This is a genomic window from Kitasatospora sp. NPDC090091, assembly GCF_044747365.1.
Taxonomy (GTDB): Bacteria; Actinomycetota; Actinomycetes; order Streptomycetales; family Streptomycetaceae; genus Kitasatospora.
This window is the reverse complement of sequence record NZ_JBIVDY010000018.1, coordinates 172,679-185,741: the sequence shown is the minus strand read 5'-3', so window position 1 is coordinate 185,741 and position 13,063 is coordinate 172,679. Positions and strand designations below refer to the sequence as shown.

Annotated in this window: 7 protein-coding genes; 1 reads left to right on the top strand and 6 read right to left on the bottom strand. The window is 76.2% G+C overall.

Translation table 11 applies throughout. The features are described 5' to 3' along the window. Positions 1 to 3: 3 nt before the first annotated feature. From ACIPSC_RS28655 to ACIPSC_RS28630, 6 genes are all read right to left on the bottom strand, one after another. Entirely contained in the window at positions 4 to 1,203 is a 1,200-nt protein-coding gene (locus ACIPSC_RS28655; protein ID WP_400829288.1) for an AAA family ATPase, read from the bottom strand. Beyond that, the gene (locus ACIPSC_RS28650; protein WP_400829286.1) at positions 1,200 to 6,443 is read right to left on the bottom strand and encodes a hypothetical protein; all 5,244 of its coding nucleotides are present in this window, start codon (positions 6,441 to 6,443) and stop codon (positions 1,200 to 1,202) included. Before ACIPSC_RS28650 ends, ACIPSC_RS28655 begins: the two co-directional genes overlap by 4 nt. After that, the gene (locus tag ACIPSC_RS28645) at positions 6,440 to 7,303 is read right to left on the bottom strand and encodes a DUF4132 domain-containing protein (RefSeq protein WP_400829284.1); all 864 of its coding nucleotides are present in this window, start codon (positions 7,301 to 7,303) and stop codon (positions 6,440 to 6,442) included. Before ACIPSC_RS28645 ends, ACIPSC_RS28650 begins: the two co-directional genes overlap by 4 nt. Positions 7,304 to 7,466: 163 nt before the next feature. Then, positions 7,467 to 8,663: a PQQ-dependent sugar dehydrogenase gene (locus ACIPSC_RS28640; protein ID WP_400829282.1), complete on the bottom strand. Its 1,197-nt coding sequence runs from the start codon at positions 8,661 to 8,663 to the stop codon at positions 7,467 to 7,469. Between the two features lie 86 nt (positions 8,664 to 8,749). Continuing rightward, positions 8,750 to 9,544, bottom strand: coding sequence for an ABC transporter ATP-binding protein (locus tag ACIPSC_RS28635; protein ID WP_400829280.1), 795 nt, complete (start codon positions 9,542 to 9,544; stop codon positions 8,750 to 8,752). A gap of 42 nt (positions 9,545 to 9,586) precedes the next feature. Next, the gene (locus tag ACIPSC_RS28630; RefSeq protein WP_400829278.1) at positions 9,587 to 10,621 is read right to left on the bottom strand and encodes an ABC transporter substrate-binding protein; all 1,035 of its coding nucleotides are present in this window, start codon (positions 10,619 to 10,621) and stop codon (positions 9,587 to 9,589) included. A gap of 110 nt (positions 10,622 to 10,731) precedes the next feature. Here ACIPSC_RS28630 and fhuB point away from each other — a divergent pair, with 110 nt between their 5' ends. Then, positions 10,732 to 13,047: a Fe(3+)-hydroxamate ABC transporter permease FhuB gene (gene fhuB / locus ACIPSC_RS28625; protein WP_400829276.1), complete on the top strand. Its 2,316-nt coding sequence runs from the start codon at positions 10,732 to 10,734 to the stop codon at positions 13,045 to 13,047. The last annotated feature ends 16 nt before the right edge of the window (positions 13,048 to 13,063 follow it).

Here is a 13,063-nt window from a genome sequence, read left to right as displayed (position 1 = left end):
GCGTCACGCCTCCAGGGCCGAGCGGAGGTCCCACAGGGTGCGCCAGGTGGCGGCGCCCTGCTCGGCGCGGCGGCGGACCGGGCCGTCCCAGTAGCCCAGCAGGCGGGCGGCGTCCGCCGGGTCGTCCTTGCGGACGACGCCGATCAGCTGACCGGGCAGCCGGCCGAGCACGTCGCCGCCGTCGGGCAGGTAGGCGGCGGAGACACCGAGCGCGGTGGCCACCGAGACCGCCTCGGCGGTGCTCATCACGGTGGACGGACGCTCGACGTCCCAGCCCTCGGTGGAACGGCCGGTGCGCAAGTCCCGGAACGCCGTGACCAGGGCCTCCAGCACGGCGTCGTCCACCGCGAACGGGGCCCCGGCCCGGGCGACGGCCGCGGTGGACTGGCGGCGGACCAGCTCGACCTCGGCCGCGAGGCTGCCGATCGGGCCGACCGTCTCGAAGTTGAACCGGCGCTTGAGCGCGGCGGACATCTCGCTGACGCCCTTGTCCCGCAGGTTGGCCGTGGCGATCAGGGTGAAGCCGGCCGCGGCGTGCAGCTGGCCGTCCGGGGTGCCGGCCAGCTCCGGGACGGCGATGCGCCGTTCGGAGAGCAGTGAGACCAGGGCGTCCTGCACCTCGGGCAGGCAGCGGGTGACCTCCTCGACCCGGGCGACCGCCCCGGTGGTCATCGCGGTGAGCACCGGGGAGGGCACCAGGGCCTCCCGGCTCGGGCCCTTGGCCAGCAGCAGGGCGTAGTTCCACCCGTACTTCAGCTGGTCCTCGGTGGTCCCGGCGGTGCCCTGGACGGTGAGTGCGCTGGTGCCGCAGACCGCGGCGGCGAGCAGTTCGGAGAGCATCGACTTGGCGGTGCCGGGCTCGCCGACGAGCAGCAGTCCGCGCTCACCGGCGAGGGTGACGACACAGCGCTCCACCAGCGCCCGCTCGCCGACGAACTTCTGCTCCACTACCAGGCTCTTCCGCCCCGCCTTGAGCTTCTCGCCGCCGCTGCCCATGACGAAGGTGACCACGGCGCGCGGGGTGAGCCGCCAGCCCGGCGGGCGGGGGCCGGAGTCGTGCGCGGCGAGGAACTCCAGCTCGGCGGCGTACTTCTCCTCCGGCGGGACGATCTGACGGGTCGCCGCCCCGGCCGGGGTGCCGGCCGCTGTGGCGGCGGACGCGGTGCCGGCGGACGCGGCCGCGGTCTCGGTGGTGGTGCTCATCGGCGGGCCTTCCTGCGCTTGCTGGTCTGGAGCTCTTCGTATCCGGGAGTGTCGCCGTCGCCGATCCGCTGCCAGGCCCGCGTGAACAGCTCGGGGACCGGCAGGTGCGGCAGGGCGACGCGGTGGGTGGGCAGGTCGTACAGCCCGGCCTTCCAGGTCTCGGCGGGCAGGCCGGGGGCCTTGGCCTCCTGCCAGCCGCCGGGCAGGAAGAGGCTGCGGCCGGCCCGGGCCCGCTTGGCCTCCAGCACCAGGCCCTCGGCGGCGGCGAGTTCGGCCCGGGCCTTCTTCAGCCGGGCGGGCTTCCAGCCCGTCCAGCGGGCGACGTTGCGGTCGGTCGGGTCGGGCAGCGCGAGCAGCTGGAGGTAGAGCACGGCCGCGTCCTCGCCGAGGGCGTGTGTCCTGGCCACTTCGGCGACCAGGCCGGGGACGCTGAGCAGCGGGTTCTGCAGCCAGCTGCCCGGCGTGGCGGCCTCGCCGGCGGTCTCCGGCGATCCCGCCGCGGGCGGCACGGCCGGCAGGGCGACCAGGCGCTCCGGCTCGCCGTCGAGGACGGCCCGCAGGGCGGGGAGCTGGCTGTCGAACCAGTAGCTCTGGGCGAGTCCGCCGAGCAGCTCCAGCAGCGGGTCGTCGCCGCCGGTGAGCCCGGCCGGGCGCAGCCAGGCGTGCTCGGTGCCGCCGTGGCCGGGGGCGAGGACCAGTGCCTCGCCGCAGCGGACCAGGCCGTCGGCGTCGGCGCCGCCCTCCTCCGGCTGCCCGAAGTGGCTGCGCAGCACGGGCGCCAGCTTCCCGTCCTTGACGGTGCTGTAGAGGCCGTAGTCCAGCAGCAGACCGGGGTCGGCGAGGCGGGCGCGCAGCGCGGCGGCGGTCTGCGGCAGCACCGGGCGCAGCGGGCTGTCGGCGGGCAGGTGGTAGGCGAGCCAGCGGAGGGCGTCGACCGAGCCGCGCAGCGTGTTGTTGCCGGGAAGGGCGGCCGGGTCGTCGGCGACCAGGCTGGCCTCGCCGCCGTCCTCGCCGGCGCGCAGCCGGTAGCCGGTGGTGCGGGTGAGCCAGGTGTCCCGGGCGGGGTTGAGCACGGCCTCGATGTGGCCGATGTCGGCGCCGCTGACGGCGGCCTGGGACTCCTCGGGCAGGGTGACGAGCCGCCCGAACCGCTCCGTCCACCAGGCGGCGCCGGCGGCGGTGTCGGGGCCGTCGGTCCACAGGGCCTTCGGGTCGGCGGGCAGCAGGGCCGTCCAGACGCCGGCGAGGCCGCCGTCCCGGTCCCGGTCGCGCAGCCAGTCGCGGGCGGCCTTGGCCTCGCCGGCCTTGAGGCCGTACTCCTTGAGCCGGTCGGCGGGGAGCACGCTGCCGTACCAGTCGAAGAGGGTGCCGGGCGGGCTGATCAGCAGACCGGCGCGGGCGGTGCCGATGCCGGTGCGCCCGGCGAAGTCGGCGGCGTGCGCCGCGTCCCGGGTGGTGGCGCCGTGCAGGGCGAGGGCCTCCCGGAACCCGGCCACCCACGCGGCGTCGATCTGCTCCTCGGTGGTGCGCTCCGCGGTGGTGGTGAAGTGCGCGACCGGGCCGAACACGCCGCTCGGGTCGTGGTCGACGGCGAGCCAGTGCACCTGGTCGTCCTGGTGGTGGCGGCAGCCGAGGATCACGACGGTGCGGTCCCCGAGGCGGAACACCTGGCCGGCCCGCTTCTCGTGCTGGTGGTAGCCGGTCGAGCCGGCGAGCGGTTCGGCGAGGCTGAGCTCGCGCAGGGTGGCACCGCGGTCGGCGAGCACCCCCGTGGTCAGCTCGTCGAGCAGCAGGGCGAGGGAGGCCCGCCGGGCGCTGTCGGTGAGCGGGGCGGCGGCCGCGTAGGCCACGGTGCCGAGCCGGCCGAGCAGGTGGAGCCAGCCGTGGTGGTCCTCGTCGCCCTGGAGGTCGAGCCGGAGCGGCACGGCCCAGCCGTCGGTGCCCCCGGGCACGGCGGGGGGCTCGGCGAGGACGGCGGTCACGGTGCGCAGGTTGTTGACGACCTGCCACGGGGCGTGGTTGCCCCAGGAGCGGCCGAAGCCGCCGAGGCCGGGCAGCAGGATCGCGACGGCCTCGCGCAGCTCCTGGTCGCGGCCGTGCTCGGGCCGGTACTCGGCCGTGCCGGCGGTGCCCCGCTTGGCACGGCGCTCGGCCTCGGGTTGCGGGGCGAACCGGGCGACCCGGTCCAGCAGGTCGGCGGCGGCCCGGGCGAAGCCGGCCACGCCGGCGCGCAGCAGCGGGTGCCCGACGGCGGGGAGCAACGCGCCGACGGCCTCGACGGGCAGCTTCGCGCGGCTCTTCTTGCCGTTGGCGAGCAGGCGGCGAACGCCCTGGACGGTGAGCCAGCGCTGCTCGTCCGCGGGCACGGGCTCGGTGTCGACGGGCCAGGCGGCGTCGATCAGGCGGGCGGCCTGTTCGGCGGTGACGGCGCGCAGGGCGTGCGAGCCCTCCTCGTCGCGCGGCCGCAGGGCGTGCCAGTGGGTCAGCGGCGGGACGAGCGCGGTGCCGGCCGCGCCGGGCCCGCCGGGGCGGCAGGCGCGCAGGTCGCCGATGGTGTCGGCGGGCCCGGCCCCGGCGGGCACGGCCCCGCTGGCCGCGGCGTCGGGGGTCAGGACGAGGGCGAGGCCGCTGCCCTGCTCGACGACCAGCGGGTGGGCGCCGCCGGGCAGCCCGAGCCGGCCGACCGGGTAGCGCTGGGCGTGCGTGCCGGTGCCCGCCAGGACGAGCGTGGTCCCGTCGGCGGTCCCGGTGGTGACCCGGGCGCCGTCGACCCGGGCCCAGCTGCCGAGGACGGTGCCGTCGGTGCCGAGCGGGGTGGCCTCCAGGCCGGGCTGCATCGGGAACAGCCGGGTGCGGTCCAGGTCGAGCCGGCCGGCGGCGGCGCCGGCCGCGATCCGGGGCGGCTCGGACGCGCGACCGACGCTGCCGGTGGCCGGGTCCAGCTCGACGAGGTGACCGCCGTTGCGGTCGTACCGGACCGTCCAGTGGCCGGTGCCGTCGCCGATCACCGGGTGCTCGGCGGGCGCCCGGGTGTCGCCGGCGTGCAGCGGGCGCTCACCGGTGGAGCGACCGCCGCCGGGCAGCGCGAGGGACGTGGCGCCGGGCTCGTCACGGCCGCCGTAGTAGCTGACGATGGTCTCGCCGCCGAGGTCGAAGACCTCGGCCGGGCGGCCGGACCAGTAGGCGCGCTGCTTGCCCTCCAGGTACCAGGCGACCAGCAGTTCGCCGTCCACGTAGCGGATCCGCGGCCGCTGCCAGCGCTCCAGCTTGTCGGGGATGCGCAGGGTGTGCTCCAGCACGATGCCCTCCGGGCCGACCACGAGCACCTGGCCCTTGCGGGCCACGATCAGGTACGGCCACGCCTCTTCGAGGAGGACGTCCTCGGGGAGGGTGTTGCCGGCCGGGCGGCCGGGGGCGTTCTTGGGCTCGGCGCCGAACCGGTCGAGCGCCTCCTCCAGGGCGGGCCAGCCGAGTTCGTCGAAGATGCCGGCGTTCAGGGTGCGGGCGAGCAGCCCGGCCACGTCGATGCCGGCGATCCGCTCGGCGGCGGCCGGGTTCTCGGCGCAGATGGCGACACGGCTCAGCCGCAGTTCGCGGAGCAGGTCGGCGGCGCTCGTCAGGCCGCGGGCGGCGACCAGTTCGTCGGCGCGGGCGTCGGACCACTCGACGAACAGCTCGCGCAGCACCGGCAGGGCGGGCAGCCCCTTCTGCACGGCGGCATCCCAGACGCCCGGGACGGCGGCGCGCAGCGCGGGGCGGAACCGGGGGTCGGCGGCGATCGCGGCCAGGGTGCGGCCGTCGGGCCGCGCCTCGCCGACCCAGTCGCGCAGGTCGAGCGAGAGGTCGGTGCCCGGGTCGGCGACCGGGACGCCCTCGGCGAGCAGCAGGTCGAGCAGCTCGATCCGGGTGGTGCCGGCCCGGCGGCCCTGGAAGAGGTCGACCGGGACGCCGTCGGACCGCAGTCGCGCGGTCATCCGGCCGGCGAGGGCGACGGTCTCGCCGCTGAAGCCGCTGGTGCGCCAGCCGCGGCCGATGTGGGCCGTCCAGCGCTGCAGCCAGACCGCCGGCGCCGTGCCGCCCGCGGTGCCGGCGGCCGGGGCGTCGGGGGTCGAGGCGTCAACGCCCGGGGCGTCGGCGGCCGCGGTGCCGACGGCCGACGGGCCGGTGAGCAGCTGCTCGGCGCCGGACTCGGCGAGGACGGCCAGCCAGGAGGCGTCCTGGGCCGTCCGGTCGGTGGCTCCGGCCGGGTCGGGCATGATCTCCAGCAGCCGGACGCGGACCGCCTCGTCGCTGCGGCCCAGCTCGACGACGGCGCCGTGCCAGGACTTCCAGAACGCACCGGGCGCCCGGTCCACGGCGGGTGAGGCGAGCAGTTCGGCGAGCAGCGCCCGCTCGTGCTCCGTGCGGTCCAGCCCGGCCGCCCTGATCAGGGCGCGCGCGTCCTCGGCGACCCCGGCGTACGGGGCCATGCCGGCCGCCGAGCGCTCGGTGCAGAGCTGGCGGAACCGCTGCCAGGCCGTCAGCGGGTCGAGCCGGCCGCCCAGCTCCTTGACGTACTGGCGCAGGGCCTTCACGGTGAGGGCGCCGGCCAGCGCGAACTCCAGGAAGACGGCGCGCAGCCGCTCCTCGTCCACGGTGAGGCCGTGGGCGCGCTCGGCCTCGCGGGCCTTGCCGAAGAACGTCCCGGCGTAGGTCTGGTTGCCCTGTTCGAGGAAGATCCGGCCGACCTCCTCGCAGAAGGTGGGCAGGAAGTGCGGCACGGCGCGGCCCAGGCGCACGGCGAGCGCCTCGAAGCCGTCCTTGGCGTGCCCGGGCTTGGACTTCGCCTGTCGGGCGAGCCGCTCCATCTCCTTGACAAGGGCGAGCGCGTGGTGCCCGTTGGCCGGGTCGTGGACCAGCGCCCAGGCGGGGAAGCCGAGCGCCTCCTGCCGCACCTGGCCGACCTCGGCCGGCTCCTCGGCGGGCTTCAGGCCGAGGAAGTCGACGGCGAGGTCCTCGGCGGGGCCGAGCGCACCGGGCACCAGCCGCACCACGCGGCGCTCGCCGAGCACCGGGTGGGCGTACGTCCGGGCGGTGAGCACGTCGGCCGGGCTGTCGGGCTTCCCTGCGCCCGGCAGGGTGCCGGCCGGGAGCACCGCTCCGGCGTCCAGCAGGCGCTCGTGCGCGCGCTGCGCCCGCTCGGCCGTCGGCCCGGCGGCCGGGCGCCCGGCCTGCGGCTCCCTCAGTTCGGTGGTGCTCATGCGGCTTCCTCCCCTTCGACGGTGCGGCCGGCGTACAGCGCGGCGGCCATCCGCATCCCCTCGGACCAGGCGACCGGCCCGACCTGGGCCGGCGGCAGGACCTTCCCGTCCGGGCCGGTCCAGCTGAGTGCCCCGGTCTCGCACTCGTCGTACTCGTAGTAGTCGCCGACCCAGACCCGGGCCTCCAGCGGGACGCCGCCCTCGACGACCGGCAGGACGGCGTGGCCGCCGCGTACCCGGTAGCCGAGCCGGGCGCACCGGCCGAGCAGGTCGCGCAGCGCGTTGTAGCGGCCGCCGGCGTAGGTGGTGACCTGGGTGCCGGTCGGTGCGTCGGCGCCGTCCGGGCGGTGCCAGACCTCCCGGTACAGCTGCTGGACCTGCTGGGTGACGCCCAGCTCGACGGCGAACTCGCGCAGTTCGTCGAGGTCGCCCAGGAGGACGGGGTGGGGTATCCGGATCTCGCCGTCGGTGAGGCGGACGGTGTCCCCGTCGAGGTCGACCAGGCCGAGCCCGCGCTCGGCGTCGGCGCCGCGCAGGAACCCGGTGACCGAGCCGTCGGCTCCGGTGACCACGAGGTCGCGCAGGACCTCCTGCCAGGCCTCGTCGGCCCAGACGGCGGTGATCACGGCGGCCGGGACCGGCAACGAGCGGACCATCCACCGCTCGACGTCCTCCAGGCAGCGCCGCCGGTGCGCGGCCAGCCACTCGGTGAGCTGCTTGAGACCGGTGACCACCGGATCGTCGTTCAGCTTCGACGGGAGCGACTTCAACGGGCGGCCCGCCGCGTTGCGGCACACCACCCTGCCCTCCTCGTCGAGCGCGACTTGATAGCCGCCCGTTCCCGCTTCCACCCACGCCACGGCCGCTCTCCTCCCAGCTGGTCTGCGATGGGAGGAACGTAACGGGACACACTGACAACGCGGACGCCGGGGCTCGCCCCTGCTGGGCGGCGGAAATCAAACCAATCGAACGGGTGAACGATCACCAGGGAGCGGCAGGCGGCCGGCCGGCGAGCGGCCGGCGCTACCCGACCGTCAGGCGGAGGATGCGGTCGTCGCCGGGGCGCGGGTCGCCGCGGCCGTCGGTGTTGTTCGTCATCAGCAGCAGCGTGCCCTCCGGGGCTGCGGCGACGGTGCGCAGGCGGCCGTAGGCGCCGTCGAAGAACTCTTGCGGTGCGGCGGCGAGTCGGTCGCCGTCGATCGGCACGCGCCACAGGCTGGTACCGCGCAGCGCGGCGACCCAGACGGCGCCGTCGGCGTACGCGATGCCGCTCGGGGACGCCTCGGAGGTGCGCCACCGCACCACCGGGTCGATGAACCCGGGGCGGTCCCCGATCCCCTCCACCTCCGGCCAGCCGTAGTTGCCGCCGGCCCGGACGAGGTTCAGCTCGTCCCAGTTGTCCTCGCCGAACTCCGAGGCCCAGAGCCTGCCTTGGGGGTCGAAGGCGATCCCCTGGACGTTGCGGTGGCCATAGGAGAAGACGGGCGATCCCGGGAACGGGTTGCCGGGGGCGGGGGCACCGTCGGGGGTGACCCGGAGGATCTTGCCGCCGAGCGAGTTCAGGTCCTGCGCGAGGGCGCGGTTGCTGCTGTCGCCGGTGCTCGCGTAGAGCATGCCGTCCGGACCGAAGGCGATCCGGCCGCCGTTGTGCCGGGGACCGTGCGGAATGCCCGTCAGCACGGTGGTGGGTTCGCCGAGTTGCTGCCCGGCCGGCCGCGACGGGTCGTAGGGGAAGCGGACGATGCGGTTGTCGTTCGCGGTGCTGAAGTAGGCGTAGACCAGGTGGTCGGTCGCGTAGCCGGGTGACAGCGCCAGGCCCAGCAGCCCGCCCTCACCGCCGGAGAGCACGCCGGGGACGGTGCCGACCTCGGTCTTGGCGCCGCCCTCGGCCGCGACCCGGAGGATCCGCCCGTCGTCCCGCTCGGAGACCAGCAGGTCCCCACCGGGCAGCACCGCCAGGCCCCAGGGGGACCGGAGGCCGTCGGTGACGGTGCCCTGGACCGCCACCGACGGCGTCGCGGCGGGCGAGGCGGGCGAGGCGGGAGCGGGGGCGGAGGCCGGGGGCGAGGTCGTACCGGGCGAGGGTGCGGCGGAGGAGCAGCCCGCGGCCGCGACCGGCCCGAGCAGGAGGGCGAGCAGCACGACGGCGGTTCGGCGGAGCACCGGTGGGCCTCCCGGAGCGGGGCGGGTTCGGATGCGGCGCCACCCAGGACACCACATCCGCCCGCCACCGGGCGGGCAACCCGCCGCCGGGTGCCCGCGCAGGGCCGGCCGGACGATCTCGGCCGCCGCCCCTCCGGGCGCCCTCAGCCCGCGGCCACCCGGGTGCCCGCCCGCGGCACGATCACCGGCGCGCCGTCGCCGGGGGCCGCCAGCACGTCGCTGTCGATGTCGTAGAGGGCCCGGACCAGCGGCGCGTCCACCACCTCGCGCGGCCCGCCGCACGCGACGACCTCGCCGCCCCGCATCGCCACCACCAGGTCCGCGTACCGGGCGGCCGCCGCGAGGTCGTGCAGCACCATGACGACGGTGCGCCCGCCCGCCGCGACCTCGCGCACCAGCTCCAGCACCTCGACCGCGTGGCCGAGGTCGAGAGCACTGGTGGGCTCGTCGAGCAGGACCACCGGCGCGTCCTGCGCCAGCACCATGGCCAGCCAGCAGCGCTGCCGCTGGCCGCCCGAGAGCCGGTCCAGGCGGCGGTCGGCGAAGGCGTCGACACCGGTGGCGCGCAGCGCCCCGGCGGTGAGCCGCTCGTCCTCCGCCGACCACTGGCGGAAGAGGCCCTGGTGCGGGTGGCGGCCGTAGCGGACCAGCCCGGCCACGGTGACCGCCTCGGGCGCCTGCGGGCTCTGCGGGAGCAGGGCGACCCGGTGCGCGGCCCGGCGCGGACGCAGCCGCCAGATGTCCTCGCCGCCGACCAGCACCCGCCCGGCGTCGGGCCGGTGGAGCCGGGCGATCGAGCGCAGCAGGGTGGACTTGCCGCAGCCGTTCGGGCCGACGATCGCCACCACCCGCCCGGCGGGCAGGACGAGGTCGATCCCGTTCAGCACCGGGCGTCCCGGACCGTAGCCCGCCGTGAGCCCTTCGACCGTCAACTCCATGGCGTCCTCCTTCGGTTGGAGCGGATGCCGGGCGGCCGCGGGTCAGGACTTGGCGCCGAGCGCCTTGCCGATGTCGCCGATGACCACGTCCGCGGCGAGCGGGCCGCCGCGGGTGGACCAGACCGAGCCGTCCACGGTGACGGTGCGGTTGTTCTTCACCGCGCCCAGCTCCTGGTAGGCGGGCTTGGACTGGACGTCCTTCAGCGCGGCCTTGCCGTCGTCGGTGAGGGTGGAGAGGAACAGCCAGTCGCCGTCGATCTCGTTGATCTTCTCCAGGCTGAGCGCCGGGGTGTGCGCGTTGCCGTCCTTGTCCTGCGCCTTCGGACGGGTCAGGCCCATGTCCAGGGCGACGCCACTGGCGAACTGCTTCTTCTCCATCCAGCTCGGCCCGGTCGGGTTCCAGCGGACGATGGAGACCGCGGCGCCCTTGTTGGCGCCGAGCTCGCCGCCGGCCTTGGCCGCCTTGGCGTCGTAGTCGGCGATGACCTTGTTCGCCTGGTCCAGCTTGTTGACGGCGTTTCCGATGCCACGGAAGGAGAGCTTCCAGTCGTCGGTCGGCGCCATCGTGACCAGCGTGGCCGGGGTGATCTCGCGCAGCTGCTTGAGCACCTGCTCGTCCTGCATGTCGCCGGCCAGGATGAGGTCCGGCTTGGCGGCGATCACCTTGTCCATCACGGGCTGCAGCAGGTTGCCGACCACCGGGACGCCCTGCACCTTGTCCTTCAGGTAGGCGGGCGGCTCAGCCAGGCCCTGGCCGTTGGTGATGCCGACCGGCTTGAGCCCGAGGGCGAGCACCGCGTCCAGGTCCTCCTGGGTGAGGGTGACGATGCGCTTGGGCTCGGCGGGGATCTCGACGGCCTTGCCGGTGGCGTCCTTGACGGTCCGCCTGCCGCCGGCGTCCGCGGCCGGGCTGCCGGACGCGGCGGCCTTGCCGGAGGACGCCGCCTCGGCGGAGCCCTTGTCGGAGGAGCCGGACGAGCCGCAGCCGGTGAGCAGGAGCGCGGCCGCCCCGGTGGCGGCCAGCGCCTGGACCGCCCGGCGGCGGACGAGGTGGAGCGGGCTCTGGGCGGTCGACATGAGTGCCTCCGGGCAAGGGTGTTGCAGGGGAGTCGGGCCGGGCCGCGGCACATTCGGTGCAGGGCCGGGCGACCATCGGAACGCGATGACCATTAGGTTAGCCTTACCTTATGACATTGTCGCAAGTGGGTGCCGCCGAACCGCCCCGAACCGGCCCGGACGCCGTCCCCGGCCCCGCCTCCGACGCCAGGAACTCCGACGCCCGGAACGCCGCCCCCGGAACACCGAGTTCCCCACCCGAATCGCCGAGCACCGGCCCGTCCGCCCCGGACACCGGCCCGTCCGTTCCGCCGTCCGCACAGCTCGAAGCGCCGCCGGACGCGCCACGGACCGGCCCCCGCACCGCCTGGCTCACCGTCGGCGGCATCCTCGCCGCCCTGCTCGCGCTGACCGCGCTCTCGCTCTGCGTGGGCGCCGGCGAAATCGGCCCCGCCCGCGTGCTCGACTACCTGCTCGACCGCGGCGGCGCCCGCGCCGACAGCCGGCTCGCCCTGGTCGTGGGCGACCTGCGACTGCCGCGCACCCTCACCGCCCTGCTGGTCGGCGGTGCGCTCGGGGTGGCCGGCGCCCAACTCCAGTCCGTCACCCGCAATCCGCTCGCCGAGACCGGACTGCTCGGCGTCAACGCGGGCGCCTCGCTCGGCGTCGTCCTCGGCATCGCCGTCCTCGGCGTGCAGAGCAGCTACGGCTACCTCGCCTTCGCCTTCGGCGGGGCCGTGCTCGCCAGCGGGATCGTGCTGGCCTTCGCCGGCGGCCGGGGCGGCGGCTCGCCGATGCGCCTGGTGCTCGGCGGCTCCGCCGTCGGCGCGACCTTCGGCGGCCTGACCGGCGTTCTGATCGTCAACTCCCCCGAGGCGTACGACCGGTACCGGGTCTGGGTACTCGGCTCGCTGGCCGGTGTGGAGGGCTGGACGACACTGCGCCAGCTCGCCCCGGTGCTCGGCGCCGGCTTCCTGGTGGCCGCGGCGACCACCCGGCCGCTCGCCGCACTCGCCCTCGGCGACGACCTCGCCCGCGGCCTGGGCCACCGGCCCGGCGCCACCCGGGCGGCGGTCGCCACCGCCGTCACCCTGCTCACCGCGTCGGCGGTCGCCCTGGCCGGCCCGATCTCCTTCCTTGGCCTGCTGGCCGGCTTCCTCGCCCGCGCCGCCGCCGGACCGCGGGTCGGGCGGCTCACCCTGCTCGCCGGCCTGGTCGGCGCCTCCGTGCTGACCGGGGCCGACGTGCTGGCCCGGGTGGTGGCCCGCCCGTTCGAGGCACCGGTCTCCGTGATCGTCGCACTGATCGGCGCGCCCACCCTGATCGCCATCGTCCGCTCCCGGCGGATGGCCGCGCTCGGGATGACCGACACCGCGCCGGCCGGGTCCGCCCCCGGACGGCCGGAGGAGGCCGCCCGGCCGCCCCGGCCGGACGTGGTGCTGCGGCGCGGCGCACTCTCCGTCCTGCTCCCCCCCCGCTCCGCGCTGGCCGCGCTCGGCCTGGCGGGCGCGCTGCTCGTCGCCGTGGTGGTCTCCGCGCACGCCGGCCAGAGCGATCTCGACCTCGGCCGCACCTTCCGGGCGGTCTTCGGCCACGGCGACCGCCTCGACGTCCTGCTGGTGCAGAAGTTCCGGCTCGGCCGGATCGTCGCGGGCATCGCCGCCGGCGCCGCGCTCGGCCTGGCCGGGTGCCTCACCCAGACGCTCGCCCGCAACCGGCTCGCCACCCCCGAACTGCTCGGCGTCAACGACGGCGCGACGGCCGCCGTGCTGATCTCGGTCACCGCTTCGGGCGCGTTCGGCGCCTGGTGGGCCGGACCGCTCGGTGCGCTCGCCGCCGTCGCCGTGGTCACCGCGGTCTCCGGCGGGCTGGGCGCGCGCGGCTACCGGGTGCTGGTCGTCGGCCTCGCGATGTCGGCCCTCGCCTCGGCCGTCATCCAGGTGGCGATGGCCCGCCGCTCGCTCAACTCGGCCGGTTCGCTGTACGTCTGGACCTCCGGCAGCCTCAACGGCCGCGACTACGAGGTGGCCACGCCGGTCCTGGTCGGGCTGGCCGTCCTCGTCCCGCTCGCGCTGGTCGCCGCCCGCCGCCTGGCGGTGCTGCGCTTCGACGACAACGTGGCGTCCTCGCTCGGCGTCGACCCGAGCCGGGTGCGGCTCGCCTGCATGCTGCTGGCCGTCGCCCTGGCCGGCCTCGCCGTCGGCGTCTGCGGCCCGGTCGGCTTCGTCGCGCTGGCCGCCCCGGTGATCGCCGGGCGGCTCGCCGGGCCCGCCCGCGTCCCGGTGCTGGGCTCCGCGCTGGTCGGCGCGGTGCTGATCGTGCTCGCCGACACCCTCGGCCGGGTGCTGATCGGCGGTGTCGAGATCCCGGTCGGCATCGTCACCACCGTGCTCGGCGGCCCCTTCCTGCTCTGGGTGTTGCTCGGCCGCAAGAGCAACCCCGCCTGATCCCCGAGGAGTCACC